At 57.8% G+C, this 21,556-nt stretch carries 16 protein-coding genes; 15 read left to right on the top strand and 1 reads right to left on the bottom strand.

Translation table 11 applies throughout. The annotated features are described in order from the left end of the window. Positions 1-20: 20 nt before the first annotated feature. The 14 genes from QRN50_RS19025 to QRN50_RS18960 all read left to right on the top strand — a co-directional run bounded on the left by QRN50_RS19025 (position 21) and on the right by QRN50_RS18960 (position 16,049). On the top strand, positions 21-281 hold the full coding sequence (locus QRN50_RS19025; protein WP_003368468.1) for a YeaC family protein: 261 nt from the start codon (positions 21-23) through the stop codon (positions 279-281). Continuing rightward, complete coding sequence (locus tag QRN50_RS19020) at positions 278-1,111, top strand: DUF2797 domain-containing protein (protein WP_024639083.1); 834 nt, start codon at positions 278-280, stop codon at positions 1,109-1,111. Before QRN50_RS19025 ends, QRN50_RS19020 begins: the two co-directional genes overlap by 4 nt. A gap of 12 nt (positions 1,112-1,123) precedes the next feature. Next, positions 1,124-3,790 carry an aminopeptidase N gene (pepN, locus tag QRN50_RS19015; protein WP_011267176.1) on the top strand — a complete coding sequence of 889 codons (2,667 nt, stop codon included), beginning with the start codon at positions 1,124-1,126 and terminating at the stop codon, positions 3,788-3,790. A gap of 437 nt (positions 3,791-4,227) precedes the next feature. Next, positions 4,228-4,881 carry a YjfI family protein gene (locus QRN50_RS19010; protein ID WP_011267178.1) on the top strand — a complete coding sequence of 218 codons (654 nt, stop codon included), beginning with the start codon at positions 4,228-4,230 and terminating at the stop codon, positions 4,879-4,881. Positions 4,882-4,907: 26 nt separating this feature from the next. Further along, positions 4,908-5,615 (top strand): PspA/IM30 family protein, encoded by a 708-nt coding sequence (locus QRN50_RS19005; RefSeq protein ID WP_003406498.1) that lies wholly within the window; start codon positions 4,908-4,910, stop codon positions 5,613-5,615. 30 nt (positions 5,616-5,645) lie between these two features. Then, positions 5,646-6,200: a rhomboid family intramembrane serine protease gene (locus QRN50_RS19000; RefSeq protein ID WP_060400676.1), complete on the top strand. Its 555-nt coding sequence runs from the start codon at positions 5,646-5,648 to the stop codon at positions 6,198-6,200. Between the two features lie 84 nt (positions 6,201-6,284). After that, positions 6,285-6,950 carry a DUF2491 family protein gene (locus QRN50_RS18995; protein ID WP_032657420.1) on the top strand — a complete coding sequence of 222 codons (666 nt, stop codon included), beginning with the start codon at positions 6,285-6,287 and terminating at the stop codon, positions 6,948-6,950. A gap of 13 nt (positions 6,951-6,963) precedes the next feature. Further along, complete coding sequence (locus QRN50_RS18990) at positions 6,964-7,389, top strand: DUF350 domain-containing protein (protein WP_024660145.1); 426 nt, start codon at positions 6,964-6,966, stop codon at positions 7,387-7,389. A gap of 27 nt (positions 7,390-7,416) precedes the next feature. Next, positions 7,417-8,163, top strand: a complete 747-nt coding sequence (locus tag QRN50_RS18985; RefSeq protein ID WP_011267181.1) for a DUF1190 domain-containing protein — start codon at positions 7,417-7,419, stop codon at positions 8,161-8,163. Between the two features lie 11 nt (positions 8,164-8,174). After that, a complete protein-coding gene (locus QRN50_RS18980) occupies positions 8,175-9,332 on the top strand; it encodes a glutathionylspermidine synthase family protein (protein ID WP_096126564.1) in 1,158 nt (385 codons plus the stop codon). 516 nt (positions 9,333-9,848) lie between these two features. Then, the gene (locus QRN50_RS18975; protein ID WP_003406508.1) at positions 9,849-11,204 is read left to right on the top strand and encodes a DUF1329 domain-containing protein; all 1,356 of its coding nucleotides are present in this window, start codon (positions 9,849-9,851) and stop codon (positions 11,202-11,204) included. 232 nt (positions 11,205-11,436) lie between these two features. Beyond that, positions 11,437-12,483 carry a WD40/YVTN/BNR-like repeat-containing protein gene (locus QRN50_RS18970; protein WP_024642929.1) on the top strand — a complete coding sequence of 349 codons (1,047 nt, stop codon included), beginning with the start codon at positions 11,437-11,439 and terminating at the stop codon, positions 12,481-12,483. 26 nt (positions 12,484-12,509) lie between these two features. After that, positions 12,510-14,900, top strand: coding sequence for an efflux RND transporter permease subunit (locus QRN50_RS18965; RefSeq protein WP_024651744.1), 2,391 nt, complete (start codon positions 12,510-12,512; stop codon positions 14,898-14,900). 435 nt (positions 14,901-15,335) lie between these two features. Continuing rightward, positions 15,336-16,049: a LuxR C-terminal-related transcriptional regulator gene (locus QRN50_RS18960; RefSeq protein WP_003406511.1), complete on the top strand. Its 714-nt coding sequence runs from the start codon at positions 15,336-15,338 to the stop codon at positions 16,047-16,049. Positions 16,050-16,200: 151 nt separating this feature from the next. Here QRN50_RS18960 and gntB read toward each other — a convergent pair whose 3' ends face one another. Next, positions 16,201-17,253, bottom strand: coding sequence for a guanitoxin biosynthesis L-arginine gamma (S) hydroxylase (gene gntB, locus QRN50_RS18955; RefSeq protein WP_024660149.1), 1,053 nt, complete (start codon positions 17,251-17,253; stop codon positions 16,201-16,203). 323 nt (positions 17,254-17,576) lie between these two features. On the opposite strand from gntB, the gene QRN50_RS18950 reads away from it, so the two are divergent. Next, on the top strand, positions 17,577-21,443 hold the full coding sequence (locus tag QRN50_RS18950) for a non-ribosomal peptide synthetase (RefSeq protein WP_032657437.1): 3,867 nt from the start codon (positions 17,577-17,579) through the stop codon (positions 21,441-21,443). Positions 21,444-21,556 lie beyond the last annotated feature (113 nt).

Raw genomic sequence — 21,556 nt, 5'->3', positions numbered from 1 at the left:
GCTATTTTCTGGAGTGCGCCATGTCGTCTTTTATAGAAATGATCGAAAACATCACCCCGGATATCTACGAGAGCCTGAAACTGGCTGTGGAAATCGGCAAATGGTCCGACGGTCGCAAGCTCACTCAGGAACAACGCGAGCTGTCCCTGCAGGCGCTGATTGCCTGGGAAGCGCAGAACCTGCCGGAAGACCAGCGCACCGGCTACATGGGGCCGCAGGAATGCGCCTCCAAATCGGCCCCGGTGCCCAATATCCTGTTCAAATCGGATGCAATTCATTGATCGAAATTGGTCGCGGAGCAGTCAACAAAATGTCGGCGCGTCAGGATGACACGTCGTGTGTGCAATACGCTTTTCGCCTGGGCGAGACCGAGATCGCGGTCAACCCGCTGATCGGCAAGACGCTGCGTCTGGAGTTTCTCGGCGCCATTCATTGCAGTCATTGCGGGCGCAAGACCAAGTCCAGCTACAGCCAGGGTTACTGCTACCCGTGCATGCTCAAGCTGGCGCAGTGCGACCTGTGCATCATGAGCCCGGAAAAATGCCATCACGATCAGGGCACCTGCCGTGATCCGGCGTGGGGCGAGCAGTTCTGCATGACCGATCACATCGTCTACCTGGCCAACTCATCAGGCGTGAAAGTCGGTATTACCCGCTCAACGCAGTTGCCGACCCGCTGGCTGGATCAGGGCGCAAGCCAGGCACTGCCGATCCTGCGTGTGGCAACCCGTCAACAGTCCGGCTTCGTCGAAGACCTGCTGCGCAGCCAGGTGGCCGATCGCACCAACTGGCGTGCCTTGCTCAAGGGCGACGCTCAACCCGTCGACCTCAAGGCCATTCGCCAGGAGCTGTTCGACAGTTGCGGCGCAGGGCTGCTGGGATTGCAAGAACGATTCGGGCTGCAGGCCATCCAATTGCTACACGACGCCGAGCCTGTCGAGTTTCGTTACCCGGTCGAGGCGTATCCGACCAAGATTGTCAGCTTCAATCTGGACAAGAACCCGATTGCCGAAGGCACGCTGCTGGGGATCAAGGGCCAATACCTGATTTTCGACACGGGCGTGATCAATATTCGCAAGTACACGGCCTATCAGTTGGCCGTGCATCAGTAGAAGGATTCCAGCATGCGCACCGAACAACCGAAAATGATCTACCTGAAGGATTACCAGGCTCCCGAGTACCTCATCGATGAGACGAACCTGACCTTCGAACTGTTCGACGACCACTCGCTGGTCCACGCGCAGCTGGTCATGCGCCGCAACCCAGAGCGTGGCGCAGGCCTGCCAGCGCTGGTGCTGGACGGCCAGAATCTGGAACTGATCTCGGTCAAGCTGAGCGATGTGGAGCTTGGCGCTGCCGATTATCAGCTGACCGACGACCACCTGACCCTGCACCCGCAGGCTGACAGCTTTACGGTCGACAGCACCGTGCGCATCCATCCGGAATCCAACACCGCACTGGAAGGGCTGTACAAGTCCAGCGGCATGTTCTGCACCCAGTGCGAGGCCGAAGGCTTCCGCAAGATCACCTATTACCTCGACCGTCCTGACGTGATGAGCAAGTTCACCACCACCGTCAGCGCCGACAAGCAGAATTTCCCGATCCTGCTGTCCAACGGCAACCCGGTGGCCAGCGGCGAAGAAGAGGATGGCCGGCACTGGGCGACGTGGGAAGATCCGTTCATGAAACCGGCCTATCTATTTGCGCTGGTGGCCGGCGATCTGTGGTGTATCGAAGACACGTTCACCACCATGAATGAGCGGAACGTGACCCTGCGTATCTACGTCGAGCCGGAAAACATCGACAAGTGCCAGCACGCCATGACCAGCCTGAAGAAGTCCATGCGCTGGGACGAAGAGACCTACGGTCGCGAGTACGACCTGGACATCTTCATGATTGTCGCGGTCAACGATTTCAACATGGGCGCGATGGAGAACAAGGGCCTCAATATCTTCAACTCCAGCGCCGTGCTGGCGCGTGCCGAGACGGCGACCGATGCCGCACACCAGCGTGTCGAAGCGATCGTCGCCCACGAATACTTCCACAACTGGTCGGGCAACCGCGTGACCTGCCGTGACTGGTTCCAGCTGTCGCTCAAGGAAGGCTTCACGGTGTACCGCGACGCCGGTTTCTCGGCCGACATGAACTCGGCCACGGTCAAGCGTATCCAGGACGTTGCCTATCTGCGTACTCACCAGTTCGCCGAAGATGCGGGGCCGATGGCTCACGCTGTGCGCCCGGACAGCTTTATCGAAATCTCCAACTTCTACACCCTGACCGTGTACGAAAAGGGCTCGGAAGTGGTCGGCATGCTTCACACCCTGCTGGGGGCTGAAGGCTTCCGCAAGGGCAGCGATCTGTATTTCGAGCGCCACGACGGCCAGGCCGTGACCTGCGATGACTTCATCAAGGCCATGGAAGACGCCAATGGCGTCGATCTGACTCAGTTCAAACGCTGGTACAGCCAGGCGGGTACGCCGCGTCTGGCGGTCAGCGAATCGTACGACGCTGCGGCCAAGACCTACAGCCTGACCTTCCGCCAGAGCTGCCCGACCACACCAGGCCAGCCTGGCGATCAGAAGCAACCGTTCGTGATCCCGGTCGAACTGGGGCTGCTGGACAGCAAGGGTGGCGAGATTGCCCTGCGTCTGGCGAATGAGACGGCGGCGACCGGCACTACGCGAGTGTTGTCGGTTACCGAAGCCGAACAGACCTTCACCTTCGTCGATATCGCCGAAAAGCCGCTGCCTTCGCTGCTGCGCGGCTTCTCTGCACCGGTCAAGCTGAGCTTCCCGTATGACCGCGATCAACTGATGTTCCTGATGCAGCACGACAGCGACGGCTTCAATCGCTGGGATGCCGGTCAGCAGTTGTCGGTTCAGGTATTGCAGGAACTGATCGGCCAGCATCAGCAAGGTCAGGCGCTGCTCATGGATCAGCGCCTGATCACTGCGCTGGGCACCGTGCTGGCGGATGATGGCCTGGATCAGGCGATGGTCGCAGAAATGCTGTCGTTGCCGGGCGAGGCTTATCTGACCGAAATCAGCGAAGTGGCCGATGTCGATGCGATTCACGCCGCTCGCGAATTTGCCCGTCAGCAGCTCGCAGAGGGGCTGTTCGATGGGCTGCTGGCGCGCTATCAGGCCAACCGCGAAGTGTCGAAGGTCACGCCTTATGTGGCCGAAGCCGCGCACTTCGCCCGTCGTGCCCTGCAGAACATCGCGCTGTCGTACCTGATGCTCAGCGGCAAGCCGGAGGTACTGGCAGCCACTATCGACCAGTTCGACACCAGCGACAACATGACCGAGCGCCTCACCGCGCTGGCCGTGCTGGTCAATTCGCCGTTCACTGCCGAGCGCGACAAGGCGCTCGACGTGTTTGCCGAGAACTTCAAGAGCAATGCGCTGGTCATGGATCAGTGGTTCAGCGTTCAGGCGGCGAGCACGTTGCCGGGCGGCCTGCAGCGTGTTCAGGAACTCATGAAGCACCCAGCCTTCAGCATCAAGAATCCGAACAAGGTGCGTGCCTTGATTGGTGCCTTCGCCGGGCAGAACCTGGTCAACTTCCACGCGGCAGATGGCTCCGGCTATCGCTTCCTGGCAGACCTGGTGATCGAGCTGAACGCGCTGAACCCGCAGATCGCTTCTCGTCAATTGGCACCACTGACCCGCTGGCGCAAATACGACAGCGCCCGTCAGGCGCGGATGAAAGCCGAGCTGGAACGCATCCTCGCCTCCGGCAAACTGTCTGCGGACGTGTATGAAGTGGTGAGCAAAAGCCTGGCTGAATGAGGGTTGTCCGGTGCCTGACAGGCACTTGTGACAAAGGCGCTGTCCGCTGCTGCGGACAGCGCTTTTTTATGCGAAGTGTGCGTCGCCATGCGGGTTTTGACGATCGTGCCAATGCTCCGCGTTGGCATGCATTGGGTGACGCTCTGCGTCACGAAATGCGCTGCCACGCGGAGTGCTAATCGTTATACACAAATCCGCTTTTGATTCTGGCCGTAGGCCGTAGGAGCGAACTTGTTCGCGAAAGAGCAGGTGTTCTCCGAAAATGCATTGTCTGAGCTACCGTCTTCGCGAACAAGTTCGCTCCTACGCCCTTCGGACAGAAGCAAGATGACGATATCCTCTCCCGCAAAAAATCTCACATGTGATGTGTATCTATCCTTGAATGCATCTGCTACGTTGCTTACCTGATTCACGGCCAGCAGCAAGGGGAAGCGCCAATGCCTCGTAAAACCCAGGGCGATAACGCAGCGGTCCCGGCCAAGGTCTCCAAGAGTTCCACCGATTACATGCGTGAAATGCGTCAGCGGCTCAAGGAGGCGGGGCTGGTGAAGCGCGAATTCTGGATCCGGCCGGAAAATGTCGATGCCCTGCGGGGTATCGAAAAAGCCTTAAGACAGCCCTTTTTGGGCGACAGAATAAAACTGGAGGACTTCATGACCGAGAATACCCACTGGACCATCAGCTCTCTGCAGAAGGCACTCAGCGAACTGGAACTGGTGACGAACGGCAAGATCGAGCTCGACGTGACCGAGGGCGATGCCTCGGGGATCAGGCTGACCATGGCTGACTACGGCGACCTGCCGATCTACATCGCCGTAGAAGGCGAGCAGATTCTCGCCGACGCGACCTTGATCGAAGTGAACAAGATCAAGAACGTGCAAGCGTTCAACGACGTTGTCCTGCGCAGCCGCGACCTGTTTCCGCTGTCGTCGGTCGGCATCGAAAAGCTGGGCGGCGGTCAGGAAGTCTACTGCCTGTTCGGCGCATTGAGCGCGGCATCGTCGCTCACGGTCGTGGTGCAGGAAATTCTCACCCTCGCGGACAACGTGATCCGTGCGGCCGATGCTTTTGAAGATCATTTCATCTACTGAACAGCGCTGTCAGGCGGAGAACATTCATGACTACAAGTATCTGGAAAAAACTGGTGACCGCTGTTCGTGGCGGCGCTTCCGAAGTGGGCGAGTCGATTGCCGACGCCAATGCCATCCGCATTCTGGACCAGGAAATCCGCGACGCCGAGAACGCGCTGGTCAAGGCCCGCGACGGGCTGATCACCATCAAGGCCAAGCACAAACTTTCGGCACAGCGTCTTGAAGAGCACGCTACCAGCATTGCCAACTGGGAAGGCCGCGCCATGCAGGCCCTGAACAAGGGTGAAGAAGCCCTGGCCGTAGAATGCGCGAACAAGATCGCCGAAATCGAAGCCCTGCGTGATCAGGAGCAGGAACTGGCCGACCAGTTCAGCAAGCAGGTCAACCTGCTGCAGGATCAGGTGATCAAGGCCGAATCGCGAATCAAGAGCCTCAAGCAGCAGGTCGAGATGGCCAAGGCCCGTGAAACCGTGCAAAAGGCCCGCGTTGCAACGGCTACTGCAACCGGTGGTGCCAGTGGCGCCGTCGAAACCGCAGTCGGCTCGCTGGCACGTCTCAAGCAGCGCCAGGATGAACAGGACGCCAAGCTCGAAGCAGCTGAAGAACTGGCCACCCAGTCCAGCGGCAGCGATCTGGAGCGTCGTCTGCAGGATGCCGGAATCGGTGCTAAAAGCGGCGGTGCGCAAGATGTACTGGCGCGCCTGAAAGCCAAAAGTCAGACGCCGGCTCAGTAAGCGCTGCAACAAGGCAGGCGAGGGTGGTGCATGGCGTTTTCCCGACGACTCAAGGTCATCCTCGTCCTGTCGGCCGTGTTGATTGCGGTACAGGCATTCAACTCGATGACCAGCAACAGTCTGCTGCAGTTCGGTATCATGCCGCGCAGCCTCACCGGGTTGCGCGGCATTGTGTTTGCCCCCTTTTTGCACGGGTCGATTCAGCACTTGCTCAGCAATCTGTTGCCGTTCATTGTGCTGAGCTGGCTGGTGGCGACCGAGGGTGTCAGGCGTTATGCATGGGTCGCCGGGCTGGTTTGCCTGCTGGGCGGACTGCTGGTCTGGAGCTTCGGTCGCAGCAATATTCATGTCGGCGCAAGTGGTCTGATTTTTGGTTTGTGGGCTTATCTGCTGGCGCGGGCGTGGTATCAGCTCAGTATCGCCAGTGTGCTGATCGCGCTGCTGGTGCTGGCCGCTTATAGCGGGCTGGTGTTCGGCTTCGTTCCGGTGGCCGGTGTGTCGTTCGAATCACATATCGCGGGTGCACTTGCAGGCGTTTGTGTGGCCTGGCTGATGCATTCCAGGGCATTGCTGGCGCAGAAATGAGTCAGTCTCGCGCTTGCAGGCAGTGCGCCTGTTGCGCTTGAAGAGCGTTATATATCGTCACCCGTCACTGCAAGGAAACGGATTATGAGTTGGTTCAAACGGGCCATGGGCCTGGAAGCCCCCAAGGCATCAGGCCGGGACGGCACACAACCGGTCAGCACGGTCAGTCCGCTGGGGCTGGCCTCCGGACGGATGCTGTGCCTGGACAGTTCGCTGAAACTGTTGCTCGACGGTCACTCGGAAGTGGTCGTTCCGGGCGATGAAAAGGTCTGGTCCGTGGGGCATATCGATCTCGGCCAGTCCATGGCGCTGCATCGTTTCTACCTCGATAACGAGGACTATTTTCTGCAAGTGGTCAGCACTGGCCCCAACCCGGAAGACGTACAGGACATCATCCTGTTCGGCTACTACGGCGCCGAGCCGATCACCAGCAAGGATGAGTTGCTGCGCCTGACCGGCCCGTCGTCGAAGATCGGCCTGCCGACCTACGAGCACGATGGCGAGGTCTTCGAGCGGCAATGGGGGACTTCACCCGGCCAGACCGAGCTGACGCCACTCGATGAAGACATTGTCAGTCCTGACGCGACTTATCGCGTCAGGCACCTGAGCATGCTGTACGCCCGCGAAACAGGACTGATCAACCGCCGTGAGTTTCTGCTGTTTTCCGTAGAGGAAGACGAGGAGGGCAGCATCACGCTCACCACGGCGGTCGGCATAACGCTGCAATCCACTGATATCAACGTTCTTTGACAAGGAAATCCTCATGATCGACGCGCTGCGTATGTCGCTCAATGCCACTGCTGTATTCGGCTTCGTCATGTACATCCTGGTGGCGGCGATTCTGTTCGCGCTGTTCCAGCTCATCTACAGCCGGATCACGCCGCACAAGGAATTTGCGCTGATTCGCGAGAATAACAGCGCAGCGGCAGTTGCCCTCGGTGGCTCGCTGATCGGTTTCGCGCTGCCGGCCAGTAACATTATCAGCTACAGCATCAGCATTCTGGACGTGGTCGTCTGGGCAGTGATCGCCGCCGTCGTGCAACTGCTGGCGTTCGGCGTTACCAGCCTGGTGCTCAAGGGCCTGTCGACGCGTATCGCCAAGGGTGAAATGGCGGCAGCCATCTATTCGGCCAGCGTCGCGATCAGCGTCGGTCTTCTCAACGCGGCCTGCATGACCCCGTCGGTCTGACGGCAGCCTTGAACAAGGAGACTCACGATGAGACGTAGTTCAGTAAAACTGGTACTCGCCGGTGCGCTGCCGCTGGCCCTTGCCGGTTGCGGTCCGTCCGAGAAAAAGGACACCGTCAACGCCAAGGCCAATTTCAGTTCGGTGCAGGAATGCGTCGATGCCAAGGTGCCGGTAAATATCTGTTCGGATGCCTACATGCAGGCGCTGTCCGACCATCGCCGCATTGCGCCGACCTATGATGACAAGGCGTCCTGCGACGCGGACTTCGTCCCGGATTATTGCCAGGTCACCTCTGACGGCAAGTACATGCCTAAACTCGGCGGCTTCGAACTGGGCTTTTCCGGGCAAGTGCCGAAAGAGGCGCTGGACCGCGCCAATCAGGAAGTCACCCAGTCTGCTCCGTCGGGCATGAGCGGCACCACCGGGCTGATGGCCGGCCTGCTGATCGGCAATCTGCTCAGCAACGGCTTCGGCAATAACCGCTATTACTCGCAGCCCATTTACCAGACGCGCGATGACCGGGGCGGTTATTACAGCTCGTCCCTGCCGAGTCAGATCGATCGCGGCAAGACCTTCGGGCGCTCGACCCAGGCGCAATCCAGCCCGGATCGCAGCTACGGCAAGAGCACCCTGGGGCGCAACCTGGGCAGCTCGGGTTCCGGCTCGTCTTCGGTATCATCGACCATCTCGCGCGGCGGCTTCGGCAGCCAGGCCTCGGCACGCAGTGGCTGGGGCGGCAAGAGCAGCAGTGGCAGCAGCAGTTTCGGAGGCTGACGGTTCGCGGCATGAAAAAGATCAGCATCGAGGAACGTCCGGACTGGCGCACCACCGCCGAGCGTGAAGGGTTCAACTTTCACACCATCGATGGCGAGCGTTACTGGGACGAGCGCGGGTATTACCTGTTCAGCGAACAGCAGATTACCCGCGATCTTGAAGCGCCCACCCAAGAGCTTCACCAGATGTGCATGGATGCCGTGGCGCGAGTGGTGGACAGCGAAGCGCTGCTCCATCAACTGGCGATCCCGGAAGCGTTCTTCGACCTGATCCAGAGCTCATGGAAGGAGGGACATCCGCATCTGTACGGACGCTTCGATTTTGCCTACGACGGCACGGGCCCGGCAAAGATGTACGAAATCAATGCCGATACGCCGACCAGTCTGATGGAAGCCGGGGCGGTACAACTGCTCTGGCTGGAAGAGCAGATGGCGCGCGGCGTGCTGCCTGCGCATGCCACCCAGTTCAACTCGATTGCCGAGGATCTGGTTCGGGCCTTTGCCGAGTTTCCCGGTACGACTCCGTTCTACTTCTCGGCGATGTCCGGTTCCATCGAAGACCGGGGCACCACCGATTTTCTGCGGCGTATGGCGGCACACGTCGGCATCGATGCGAGGCATATCGATATCGAAGACATCGGGCTCGGCGCTGACGGGCGTTTTGTCGATCTGGACGGGCGCTGGATCGAGCGCCTGTTCAAACTGCACGCGTGGGAGCATATCTTTCACGAGGAATTCGGTCAGCACGTGTCAGCCAGCGGCACTCAGTTTGTCGAACCGGCGTGGAAGGCGATTCTCAGCAACAAGGGTATTCTGCCGTTGTTGTGGCAGTTCAACGAAGGCCATCCGAACCTGCTGCCCGCGCATGTCGACCAGGACGCGAACAAAGTGGTCCCCAAAGGCTGGGTACGCAAACCGTACTTTTCCCGTGAGGGCGCCAATATCGAAATGCGCACGCCTGGCGATCAGGTGATCTCGGTCGATGGGCCCTACACTGATGCGCCCTACATTCTGCAGGCGTACTCGCCGCTTCCGCGATTTGGTGACAGCTATACGCTGATCGGCTCCTGGGTTATCGGTGATCTTGCGTCCGGGATCGGCATTCGTGAAGACGACAGCCTGATCACCAAGGACACCAGTCGCTTCCTGCCACACGTCGTCATCGACTGAGCCCTGCCTGTCGTCACCCGGTGTTACTGGCTTCGAGCACGTAACACTCTTGTTGTTACCACACGTTCATATACCCGCCATCAAGCAGCGATAATAAGTGGTTTTATGAGTGTGCTGTCTGACAATCAAACAGACGATGTCGTTGTTTTTAATTCTGTTCATAACGCGGGGGCACGACGTTTCAGATCTGTACCTTATATAAGGTGTGATCTGTTCTTTATCGCCTGTTGGCATTCACGTTGCATTACTGTGGGCTATTCCGGGTGCCTGCTTCATTGGTGTTTAACAGCGCGTTGTCGATTCTTCTTGTTCTGTGAAGTTTCCTACAGACATATACCCGATAGATAACCTGTTCGCGGTAAGAATACGTGGGCAATTCGGTTTGCCTGTTAAACAAACGGTTATTGGCCGAACGTCAATAACCGTGTCGCCCTCACAACATGCCGTTTACACGGAACTATTCCCGGCCTGGACGCCAGACACGCGTCCCGACGTGGCCATGCAAGGAGAGCCCACATGCTCATGAAACTACGGCTGGGCGGCGCGCTGATGCTGCTGTTCGCGATCAACACCTGCCAGGCAGTGGATGCCACGTTGCTCGGGAGCCGTTTAACCCCGCTGGGAGGCGAGATGGCAGGTAATGCCACGGGGACCATTCCACCCTGGACAGGCGGAATCACCCGGCCCCCGCCCGGGTACAAAGGCTCGGGCACTCGGCATGTCGATCCGTATTCCGCTGACAAACCCCTGTTCACCATTACTCACGCCAATATGCAGCACTACCGCACGCGCCTGACGCCTGGGCAGGTGGCGATGTTCGACACCTACCCCGACAGCTACCGGATGCCGGTATACCCCACCCGGCGTTCCGGATCGGCGCCGCAATGGGTCTACGACAACACCCGCCGCAATGCGCAAAAAGCCCGATTGATCGGCGGCGGCAACGGTTTTGTCGATGCCTACGGCGGCATTCCATTTCCCCTGCCGGAAAAGGGCATTCAGGCCGTGTGGAACCACATTGCACGGTATCGCGGCCATTATGCGGTGCGACGTACTTCGGAAGTTGCCATACAGCGCGACGGCAGTTTCAAACTGAACACTTCGCGTCAGGAAGTGCTGTTTCGTTTCTATGATCCTGCGGGCAGCTTTGCCAGTCTGGATAACGTGCTGTTCTATTACCTGTCGTTTATCCAGTGCCCGACGCGCATGGCTGGTTCTGCCGTGCTGGTCCACGAAACACTGGACCAGATCCAGGAGCCGCGGCAGGCGTGGACCTACAGTGCGCGGCAGCGTCGGGTACGCCGCGCGCCGAGTCTGGCTTACGACATGCCGATCCCGGCCTCTGAAGGCTTGCGCACGGCCGACGACACCGACATGTTCAATGGCTCGCCGGATCGTTACGACTGGAGGTTACTGGGCAAACGCGAGGTCTATATTCCCTACAACAACTACCGGATTTCCAGTCCTGACATTACCTATCGACAATTATTGCAGGTAGGGCATCTCAACCCGGCCTATACGCGCCATGAGCTGCATCGCGTGTGGGTGGTGGAGGGCACGCTCAAACCGACCGCGCGTCATGTGTATTCAAGACGCACGCTGTACCTGGATGAGGACAGTTGGCAGGCCGCAATTGTCGATCAGTACGATGCCCGGGGGCAGTTGTGGCGCGTCTCCATGGCGTACCTGAAAAACTATTACGAACTGCCGACGACCTGGTCGGCACTGGATGTTTTCCATGACTTGCAGGCGCGGCGTTATCACGTACAGAACCTCGACAATCAAGAGCCTGGCACCAGTGACTTCTCTCAGCCGGTACCCAGCGTGAACGCCTTCAAACCAGCGGCCTTGCGGCGCAGGAGCATTCGCTGACCGGCGTCTGGCAATCTGCCCGATCAACCGTCGTGATGATTGATCAATCACATTCAGCACGCTTAACAAAAGATAACGACATGTCGATTGTCAGGCATTTGCAAAGCTGCCTAGGATGGCCGAGCTTACAGACAGGTAACGCCATAGCGCTGCGGGCGTCGACATCGATATGAGTTGTCCGGCACCCGCACTCGATAACAGCCACCTGATAATAATAAGAGCGGAAAAGTCCATGCGTGAGTCTTTCCATCGTCGCACCCGGTTATACGCGGGCATGTCCCTGGCTGTCGTTGCGTCATCCCTGTTTGCGCTGCCAGCCATGGCCGGTTCCGAGGCGCTAGCCACTGCCGTTGCTGCAGACGCTCCTGTTTATGCCATCGAGTCGGCCAAAGCCTCTCGCGCGTTGTTGCTGGACGTTGCCCATGCGGGTGCGCGGCTGGTCGTGGTGGGTGACCATGGGCATATTCTGCTTTCCGATGATCAGGGCATGACCTGGAGTCAGGCCCGCGTGCCTACCCGGCAGTTGTTGACGGCCGTGTTTTTTGTGGATGAACAGCACGGTTGGGCGGTCGGTCACGACGCGCAGGTACTGGCCAGCAGCGATGGCGGCAAGAGCTGGAACAAGCAGTTCGAGGACTTGAAGCGCGAGGCTCCGCTGCTGGATGTCTGGTTCAAGGACCTCGAAAACGGCTTGGCCATCGGCGCCTACGGCCTGCTGCTGAGCACGGCCGATGGCGGGCAGCACTGGGAAGATGTCAGCGACCGGCTGGACAACGAGGATCAATACCACCTGAACGGCATTGCTCAGGTAAAGGATGCCGGCCTGTTCATTGTCGGCGAAGCGGGCAGCATGTTTCGCTCCCGCGACGAGGGGCAGACCTGGGAGAAAATCGACGGCCTGTATCAAGGCTCGTTATTCGGCGTGATCGGCACGGCTCAGCCGTCCACGTTGCTGGCCTATGGTCTGCGCGGCAATCTGTTTCGCTCCAGCGATTTTGGTGACAGCTGGCAGCCGATCGAACTGAAGGGCGCGCGCGGGCCTCTCGAGTTCGGCCTGGCCAGCGCTACGCTGCTGGCCGATGGCTCGCTGGTGCTGGTCGGCAATGGCGGCAGTGTCATGCGCAGCACCGATGACGGGGAAACATTCGCGGTCTTCAATCGACCTGATCGCATCTCGCTGGCCGGGGTTACCGGCAATTCTCAGGGCAATCTGATTCTGGTAGGACAGGGCGGCGTTCGCCTCACCTCGTCGACGGGCGCCGATACGACCCAACAATAAGACCTTTCAGGGCGGGATATTCAGGCATGAGCACGCACCAGCACGCGCAAGATCCGGATGAAAAGGCAACCTTCCTTGAACGCCTGATTTTCAACCATCGCCCGGCAGTGATTCTCCTCTGCCTGCTGGCCAGCCTGTTTCTGTTCTGGCAGGCCACGCAGGTGCGGCCTTCCACCAGTTTCGAGAAGATGATCCCGCTGTCTCATCCGTTCGTTCAGAACATGCTCAAGCATCGTAACGATCTGGCGAACCTTGGTAACACGGTGCGCATATCGGTCGAAGCGGTGGACGGCGACATCTTCTCCAAGGAGTACATGGAGACCCTGCGCCAGATCAGCGACGAAGTGTTTTACATCCCCGGCGTGGACCGCTCCGGGCTCAAGTCGCTGTGGAGCCCCAGCGTGCGCTGGACCGAAGTGACGGAAGAGGGCTTTGCGGGAGGCGAGGTGATCCCGCAGAGCTACGACGGCTCGGAGGCCAGTCTGGACCAGTTGCGCAACAACGTGCTCAAGTCCGGACAGGTCGGGCGCCTGGTCGCCAATGATTTCAGGTCGAGCATCATTGATGTTCCGCTGCAGGAGTCCTACCCGGACCCGGCAGACCAGGGCAAATTACTGGCGCTGGACTATCAGCAATTCTCCCACCAGCTCGAAGAAAAGATCCGCGACAAGTATCAGGCGCAAAACCCCGACATCAGGATTCACATCGTCGGCTTCGCCAAGAAGGTCGGCGACCTGATCGACGGTCTGTTCATGGTGGTGATGTTCTTTGGCATCGCCTTTCTGATCACGCTGGTGCTGCTGATCTGGTTCACCCGGTGTATCCGCAGCACGGTGGCAGTACTGAGCACCACGCTGATCGCGGTGATCTGGCAATTGGGGCTGATGCATGTGGTCGGCTTCGGTATCGACCCGTATTCGATGCTGGTGCCGTTTCTGATTTTCGCCATCGGCATCTCTCACGGTGTGCAGAAAATCAACGGTATTGCCCTGCAATCCAGCGAGGCCGACAACGCCCTGACCGCTGCGCGGCGGACGTTTCGTCAGCTGTTTCTGCCCGGCATGATTGCGATTCTGGCCGATGCGGTCGGCTTTATCACGCTGCTGATTATCGACATCGGGGTGATCCGCGAGCTGGCCATCGGCGCTTCCATTGGTGTGGCGGTGATCGTGTTCACCAACCTGATCCTGCTGCCGGTGGCGATTTCCTACGTGGGCATCAGCAAAAAGGCAGTGAGCCGCAGCAAGCAGGATGCGGTCTCCGAGCATCCTTTCTGGCGATTGCTGGCGAACTTTGCCAGCGCCAGAGTCGCGCCGGTGTCGATTGTGCTGGCGCTGCTGGCCTTCGGAGGGGGGCTTTGGTACAGCCAGAACCTGAAGATCGGCGACCTGGATCAGGGCGCGCCCGAACTGCGCCCCGACTCGCGTTACAACAGGGACAACGCGTTCATCATCAACCATTACTCGACCAGTTCCGATGTGCTGGTGGTCATGGTCAAGACAGGCCCCGAGGGTTGCTCGGCGTATTCGACAATGTCAGCGATCAACGAGCTGGCCTGGAAGATGGAGAACACCCAGGGCGTGCAGTCGGCCATTTCCCTGGTCACGGTGTCGAGACAGATGATCAAGGGCATGAACGAGGGCAACCTGAAATGGGAGAGTCTGTCGCGTAACAAAGACGTGCTGAACAACTCCATCGCCCGCGCCGACGGCCTGTACAACACCGATTGTTCGCTGGCGCCGCTGCTGGTGTTCCTCAACGACCATAAAGCCGAAACCCTCCACCGGGCGGTGCATGCAGTGCAGGACTTCGCCAGACAGAACGATACGCCGGACCGGCAATTTCTGCTGGCCGCCGGCAACGCCGGCATCGAGGCCGCGACCAACGAAGTGATCAAGCAGTCCGAGTGGGTGATTCTGCTGCTGGTCTACCTCTGCGTGGCCGCGATGTGCATGATCACCTTCCGCTCATGGGCCGCCACGCTGTGCATCGTCCTGCCGCTGGTGCTGACCTCGGTGCTGGGCAACGCCCTGATGGCCTTCATGGGCATCGGTGTCAAGGTCGCGACCTTGCCGGTGGTGGCGCTGGGCGTTGGCATCGGCGTCGATTACGGCATCTACATTTACAGCCGTCTCGAGAGTTTCCTGCGCGCCGGACTGCCATTGCAGGAAGCCTATTACGAAACCCTCAAATCCACCGGCAAGGCCGTGCTGTTCACCGGCCTGTGTCTGGCCATCGGTGTGTGCACCTGGATCTTCTCGGCGATCAAGTTCCAGGCCGACATGGGCCTGATGCTGACCTTCATGCTGCTGTGGAACATGTTCGGCGCACTGTGGCTGCTGCCTGCGCTGGCGCGGTTTCTGATCAGGCCGGAGAAGATGGCGGGGAAGGTGGGGAATTCGTTGTTTTCACATTGAGACACACATGAGGTTATCCATCCTCTTCTTGGTGACGTGTCTTCGCTCTGTGCTGAACGTTTCGCAGCGCGCGGTTGCTTTGCTGAACGGCTTGTGTCGGGTCAAGGTTGCCTTGCACTGGAAAAGGGGGACAAGGGGGTGAAAAAAAGGGCGAAAAATAGAGTTTTTAGGGTGATAGAGTTAAGGTTTTTATGAGACGCCTATCAGAAACATCAAGATATTGTTCTGTCGGGCGGGGCTATTAGTGTGTGGCTTAATAAGATGTCGTAAGAAATACTATAATCGCGCAAAGCGAGTGATAGTGTGGGGCAATGTGCCGGTATTTAAAGTCTGAGAGTTACTTAAGTTGCGTGAAGGGTGGTGCATAGTTATCATAATTTGCATGGGCTTCTCACTTGAGAGTTAGCCATTTCAAGTAGTTCATGGAGTAGAGTGATGGCACTTTCATTACGCGGTGATACGGTTGGCCATGAAAAAAGCACCGGCAGACAAAAGCTGGAATGGGAGTTCGAACAGAGTGCAAGTGAGCGGGGTGTTCATCACTATACCTATTTTTTTTATCATCACGCGCCAGCGGTACAGCAACATGGCTTTGTTCTGATCAGCGTTCCGGAGGCAGGGAAAAATAATAGTCATTGCGCAGAGCGGCAGGACGTCGCGGATGCGATTTGGGACGTTGCTTGCTCTGAGCCACTATTTACCGGTTTACTGAACAGGCCGACATCATCAAATGACCGCGGCGAAATGATCGACGCCGGTACCACCTCTGACGGGATGACGGCGTTCTACCTCGGCGAAGAGAAGGCATTCAGTTTACTGCGGTTTGCAAATAAAGAAACCGGAACAGGAAGTACGCAAGGCGAGTACAGTCTTGCGGCAGAGGTGAAGTCGCTGGTTCGTGAGTTTCATCATAAGTTGACGGGCCTGGTCATGGGCGTCAATGAGTCGGACGAAAACTTCACTATTACGGACCGTGAAAAGGAGGTGTACATATGGACAGCCATCGGCAAGACCTGTAATGAAATTGCCGTCATTCTAAATATATCCAAAAGAACGGTAGATTTTCATATTTCCAATGTCATCTCGAAGTTGGGTGTCAGAACCAAACTCCAGGCCTGCATACAACTGACCAAGATGGGAATTTTGTAAGGGGTTTTTGGAACCCATGACGACTGGGTTGAGTGGCGGGCGCCAAGGCAGTCAACGCGTTGAGTGAGCCTGGATTCTTCTTGTGCGATTCCGACACAGCGCGAGGCCGATCGGAATGCTCATTGACCCCATCTGGATGCCCGCGCGATGGCTATCGGTCATCGCCATTCGTGGTCTGCGTACCTTCTCGTGCCGACTGTTCGCACAGTGTCTGCGGTGCAGTGCCGTATGGCGAATGACGTCTGTTTTGCAGGCGATAAATACTCAGTATCTGGCGCATGACCGATTGCGTATCGCGACGACCCGAGATGATGCCACCCTTGGCCAGATTGGCTTCGGCATAGTCAGGGTCTTGCAGGAGAATGGAGTGTGCCTTGTGCAGGTTCCAGTAGGGGATGCCTGCGAACAGGTGATGGGTCAGGTGCAGGTTGTCCCCGTGCATGCCGATAAACAGCCTCTCCCACCAGGAGGGAAAACGGTTGCGGGTGATACGCAAGGCCTCCTGCTCCCTGCCGAATAATCCAAAATGTTCAGAAACTTCCGACAGCCAGCCGATGACCTGAAAGGCCGTCAGATAAGGAACGAGCCAGAACATCAAGTAACCGTACACGCCCGTGGTGGCATAGAAAAGCGAGAATAAAACAGCGTGTACCGCGATCAGTGTCAGGGCTTTGCGAGGGGATTTCAACAGTGCGCCCAACCGATGAATGACGAGGTAGCGCAGGTAGCTGAATATATTCAGAAACAGCACGGTTCTAAGCAGGTGGTTGAACATGAAGTCGAATCGATCTTCGGTCGCCTGCAGCCCGGATTCAATATAGTAACGATAGTCCGGGTCCTTGTCGGCGTCACCGAGATGATGGTGATGCATGTGCACATGCGAATGTCGATAAGCCTCGTAATCCTGAAAGATGGGTAATCCGGTCAGGTAGTGGCCAATGGCATAATTGAGGCGGCGGCTTTGGGTCAGGGTTAAATGGGCTGCTTCATGAACGAGAGAGGCAAGGGCGCGTTGCCGTGAACCGATAATCAGCACACTGAGGGGGTAAGCATACAATGACCATTGGGTAAGTGCGACAGCGGAAGCAATGACAAGAACATCCCCCGACCAACCCAATAGCCATCGCCAGTTATTCTTTTTATAAAGACACGTCAGTTCAAGTTTTAGTGCATTTGTACAGTGAAATCGTTGGACGGTCTGCATCGTTTACCTCGACAGGTTGTGCTCTGCAATGCGTTGGTAATTAGGGCGTTATATAGACTAGAGAGGGGCGGGGAGCCGCGTAAGCTGCTATTTTTTACAGGTAGACAGTTGGCGGTGGCGTGTGGTCTTTTTAAAGAAGTCAATCACCGCTAACAAAAACGGATACACCGGTTTTTTTACGAGGTTGATGTCACCTGATCAATATGTTATCCGAGGCCGTCATGAACAGTTTTGAGAAAAATAATACCGCACCGTCACGCTCTCAAGATCTCGCTATGCGGGCCGGCGCACAGCATATAACCGGTACTGAAGGGCCACTCTCCATGTCTCAGGAACAAGCCTGGTTTCTTGAGACGTTAGTACCAGAGAGTATTGCTTATAACTTTCAGGCCATGCTGAACATTCGCGGCAACCTTGATATCAACGTGCTTGAACGTGCGCTGAACAGGGTGGTTGAACGCCATCAGTCACTGTCCACTGTTTTTGATGAGGTTGACGGAGAACCACGGCAAACTATCCAGGACGCCTGGTCCGTGAACATTCCGATCGTTGACCTGTCTGCCAGCAGTGAAGCGGTACGGCAGACCTACATGAATTCTATTGTGAAAGCTGAAATTGCCCAGAAGATCGAAGTGGCGAAACTTCCGCTGATTCGCTGGGTACTGTTCAAATTCAGCGATCAGTTCCACGTATTGCTGCATATCGAACACCACCTCATTCATGACGGCTGGTCATTCCGGCTGTTTCTCAAAGAGCTGAATCATTTTTACAATGAAGAAAAGGGCCGCGCGAATCAGGAGCCCCTTGAGCCGGTGATCCAGTTCATCGATTACTGCCAATGGGAGCGCGACTGGCTGGATTCGGCTGAAGGCCGTCAAGGCCGAGACTTCTGGTACGGACGTCTTGAAACCTGGCCGGCCTACACGCATTCGCCGTTTCCGGCAGAGAAGGACGCGCAAGCCGCATTGGATTTTGTCGGAAGTTCGGTGTCGGTGCCGCTGCCGGGTAAGTTGATCAGCGCACTGCAGGCGTATGGGTCGGAAAATAAATCCACCCTGTTCGAGACCATGTTTTCGCTGTTTGCCTGCGTGGTAGCGGCGCGTTCGGGTCAGACGCAACAGCTGATAGGCACCGCCGTCGCCAACCGTGACTTGCCGGGCATCGAAAACACCATCGGTATGCTGGTCAACATGTTGCCGCTGCGCATCGACATTGATGCGAATACGTCCTGGGCGCCTTTACTGGCAGCCGTGAAAGAAGAAATCCGCACGGCTTGCCTGCAGTCGCATGTACCGTTTTCAACAATGGTTGCCGATCTGAGTCCGGATCGTGTCACTCAGCAATTGCCGTACATCCAGGTTGCTTTCAGCTTTCATAACTCCATGTCCCGCACCCTGGACTTTGCGGACATTGATGTCGAGGTGGTGGAAGGGCTGGCAAACGGTTCTGCGAAATTCGACCTCAACGTCATTTGCGTTTTCGATGACGAAGTGAACCCGGCCGCTGGTGGTCGCTTCATGCTTGAGTACTCCACCGCTGTCGCCAAAGAGGCAGATGTCAGAGCGCTGATGGCCGATTTTCTTCACCTGGCTGGCGCCTGGCTCGAGCAACCTGCAGAAAGTCTCGCCAATGTACGCAAGGCTGCTGTGCTGGCCGCGCCGTCAGGCAGTTCTTCTGTCAATCCTGGTGTGGAATTCTGGAAACAATCACTCGACCTCGAAGCTTCGGGGCTTCTGCCTGACCATGCGCTTAATCGCGCAGTCAGCGGGCCGCTTGCGCGTCATGAAATCCCTCTTCCGGATGAAAGCCTTGCGCGCCTGTTTCAAGCGTGTGAGCAGCGCAACATTGAACCTGAGGCAGCGCTTTTTTCTCTCTATGCCGTAACCATGGCTCGTTATGGCGGGCATCAAACCGTCGTGGCCGGTCTGGGTACTGCTGCCGATGGACAGCGTCTGGCCATACCGTTGCCACTCAAGTTGACGCTCGCTGCGCATGACACGTTTGCCGATGTCTTCCTGCGCGCACAACAGCACTGCGAGCAGGCTCGTCACTGGCACAAATCTTCTGCCCAGGGTCTGGAACAAGCGCTTGATGACAGTGTTGCGGCCTCGGGAAGAGCGCCGCAGTCATTGATACAGTCGGTATTCTGCGACGGTGTTTCCGCGCGTGCAGAGCAGGGAGGCGCGTCGGGCAGTCTGCACTCGCCTCTCGAATTCGTCCTGGACCGTTCCAGCACAAAGGCCTCGTTGTCACTCGGCTATGCTGCTGATCTGTTCGCTCAGGAAACAGCCACTTCAATGGCCGGGCATTACGTCCAGTTGCTGGAAAAGGCCAGCGAATCACTGGACGAAACGCTGGCGCAAAGTCTATCGGCCCAGCACCAGGCTGCCATTCAGACACAGTGTGAAGGGCTTGACTCAAGCTATCCTGAAACGTCCCTGCACGCCATCGTCGAGGCCTTTGCGGCCACACAGCCCGAGGCCATCGCTGTGCGGTGCGGCGATGCAGTGCTGACGTACGCTCAGCTCAATGAATCCGCCGACAAAGTTGCCGACACATTGCTTCGCAAGGGCGTGCAGCCGGGTGACGTCGTGGGCATCTGCATGATGCGCTCCGAATTGCTGGTTGCGGCGCTGTTGGGCGTGCTCAAGGCCGGTGCATGCTACCTCTCGATCGACTGTGCATTGCCTGCAGAGCGTCGTAATTGGCTTCTGGAGGAGGCGGACGTCAAGTGGGCACTGATCGATGAGAGTGCTCCGGCTTTACGTGATGCAACCTCAACACTGTTGATAGGGCAGTTGGTGAATGAGCAGGACGACCCACGCGTGTCGCCGCTGGCCAAACCTGTCATCAGCGCGGATGCTCGCTGCTATTACATGTTTACATCGGGTTCCACGGGCACTCCGAAGGCCACGGCCAGTACCCACCGCGCGGTGGTGAGTCTGGTCAAGGGTACGGACTATATCGATATCAAGGGTGACGACCGCTTCCTGTTTTTCGCGCCCCTCGCGTTCGATGCGTCGACCTTTGAAATCTGGGGCGCCTTGCTGAACGGCGCGCAGTTGGTGGTTCAGCCTGGCGAAGCCGGCGGACTGGATGACCTGGCACACACACTGGAAAATCAGCAGGTCAGTGTGCTCTGGCTGACGTCCGCATTGTTCCAGGAGATGGTCGATCAATATCCTCAGGCGATGGCTGGCGTCAGGCATGTACTGACCGGCGGTGACGTTGTTTCGCCGCAAAGCATGCGCAGTTTGCTGGCACGCTCCACCGGGACGCTCACCATCTGTTACGGCCCGACTGAAGGCACGGTCTTTACCACGGCCTACAGCATGGACAAGGTCGAACAAGTGACTGACAAACCCTTGATCGGATGGCCGATTGCACAGGCCGATGCCTACATCGTGGATGTTTTCGGGCAGCTTGCCGAGCCCGGTGTTCCAGGGGAGTTATTCATCGGCGGCACAGGGATCACCGGTGCCTACCTCAAGCGTCCGGAACTGAGCCAGGAGCGGTTTGTGACGCTGGAGCGGTTCCCCGGCAAAACACTCTTCCGCACCGGTGATCTGGCGCGCTGGACCCCGGGCCGCGGTATCGAGTTCCTTGGACGCAGTGACAGTCAGATAAAGATCCGTGGCTTGCGTATAGAACCGGGTGAGGTCGAGCAGGCGATACGTCAATTGCCGGGTGTCACAGCGTGCTCACTGATTCTGCGCACATTGAACCTGGACAAACAGCTGGTCGCCTTCGTCAGTCTGGACGGAAGCGTTGCACTGGATGAGCAACAGATTCGTGTGGCGTTGAGAGAATGCCTGCCCGACTACATGGTGCCTGCCGAAGTGCATGTGATCGAGCAACTGCCGGTCAATGCGAGCGGCAAGGTCGACAAGCGTGCCTTGCTTGAACTGGCGACTCAAAACGGCCGTGCAAGGGTTACCAGCGAGCGACCGTCGACGGCTCTGGAAAAATCCATTGCCGAGGTCTGGGCGCACATCCTCAACGTGCCGGACGTGGGTAGAAATGAAGACTTCTTCTCCATCGGCGGACACTCGTTGGCCGGTATGCGGATCATGTCGAGGCTGAGCAAGCAATTTGGCACTCGTCTGTCGCTGAATCTGCTCTTCGAGTATCCCAGCGTCGAGACGCTTGCAGGTGCTATCGAACGCTCGGCCGAGCCGTTGACGGCCTGACCGTTTTTCAGGCGCGTGGTGGGTAGCAACAGCACCCCCACGCGCTTTCTCACCTCTCAGCCTCCCAATTTACCTTCCTCGCAGCGACATCGGTCGCTGTCGAGGTGGAGATG

The organism is Pseudomonas sp. MEJ108, from assembly GCF_030208985.1.
In the GTDB taxonomy this organism is placed as follows: domain Bacteria; phylum Pseudomonadota; class Gammaproteobacteria; order Pseudomonadales; family Pseudomonadaceae; genus Aquipseudomonas; species Aquipseudomonas fragariae.
The sequence above is the reverse complement of the archived record's forward strand: the minus strand, read 5'-3'. Positions and strand labels throughout refer to the sequence as shown.

Excerpts from the sequence above, each read along its gene's own strand:
- QRN50_RS19025 (WP_003368468.1), top strand. The coding sequence starts at position 21 with ATGTCGTCTTTTATAGAAATGATCGAAAACATCACCCCGGATATCTAC.
- pepN (WP_011267176.1), top strand. The coding sequence starts at position 1,124 with ATGCGCACCGAACAACCGAAAATGATCTACCTGAAGGATTACCAGGCT.
- QRN50_RS19010 (WP_011267178.1), top strand. The coding sequence starts at position 4,228 with ATGCCTCGTAAAACCCAGGGCGATAACGCAGCGGTCCCGGCCAAGGTC.
- QRN50_RS19005 (WP_003406498.1), top strand. The coding sequence starts at position 4,908 with ATGACTACAAGTATCTGGAAAAAACTGGTGACCGCTGTTCGTGGCGGC.
- QRN50_RS19000 (WP_060400676.1), top strand. The coding sequence starts at position 5,646 with ATGGCGTTTTCCCGACGACTCAAGGTCATCCTCGTCCTGTCGGCCGTG.
- QRN50_RS18995 (WP_032657420.1), top strand. The coding sequence starts at position 6,285 with ATGAGTTGGTTCAAACGGGCCATGGGCCTGGAAGCCCCCAAGGCATCA.
- QRN50_RS18990 (WP_024660145.1), top strand. The coding sequence starts at position 6,964 with ATGATCGACGCGCTGCGTATGTCGCTCAATGCCACTGCTGTATTCGGC.
- QRN50_RS18985 (WP_011267181.1), top strand. The coding sequence starts at position 7,417 with ATGAGACGTAGTTCAGTAAAACTGGTACTCGCCGGTGCGCTGCCGCTG.
- QRN50_RS18980 (WP_096126564.1), top strand. The coding sequence starts at position 8,175 with ATGAAAAAGATCAGCATCGAGGAACGTCCGGACTGGCGCACCACCGCC.
- QRN50_RS18975 (WP_003406508.1), top strand. The coding sequence starts at position 9,849 with ATGCTCATGAAACTACGGCTGGGCGGCGCGCTGATGCTGCTGTTCGCG.
- QRN50_RS18970 (WP_024642929.1), top strand. The coding sequence starts at position 11,437 with ATGCGTGAGTCTTTCCATCGTCGCACCCGGTTATACGCGGGCATGTCC.
- QRN50_RS18965 (WP_024651744.1), top strand. The coding sequence starts at position 12,510 with ATGAGCACGCACCAGCACGCGCAAGATCCGGATGAAAAGGCAACCTTC.
- QRN50_RS18960 (WP_003406511.1), top strand. The coding sequence starts at position 15,336 with ATGGCACTTTCATTACGCGGTGATACGGTTGGCCATGAAAAAAGCACC.
- gntB (WP_024660149.1), bottom strand. The coding sequence starts at position 17,253 with ATGCAGACCGTCCAACGATTTCACTGTACAAATGCACTAAAACTTGAA.
- QRN50_RS18950 (WP_032657437.1), top strand. The coding sequence starts at position 17,577 with ATGTCTCAGGAACAAGCCTGGTTTCTTGAGACGTTAGTACCAGAGAGT.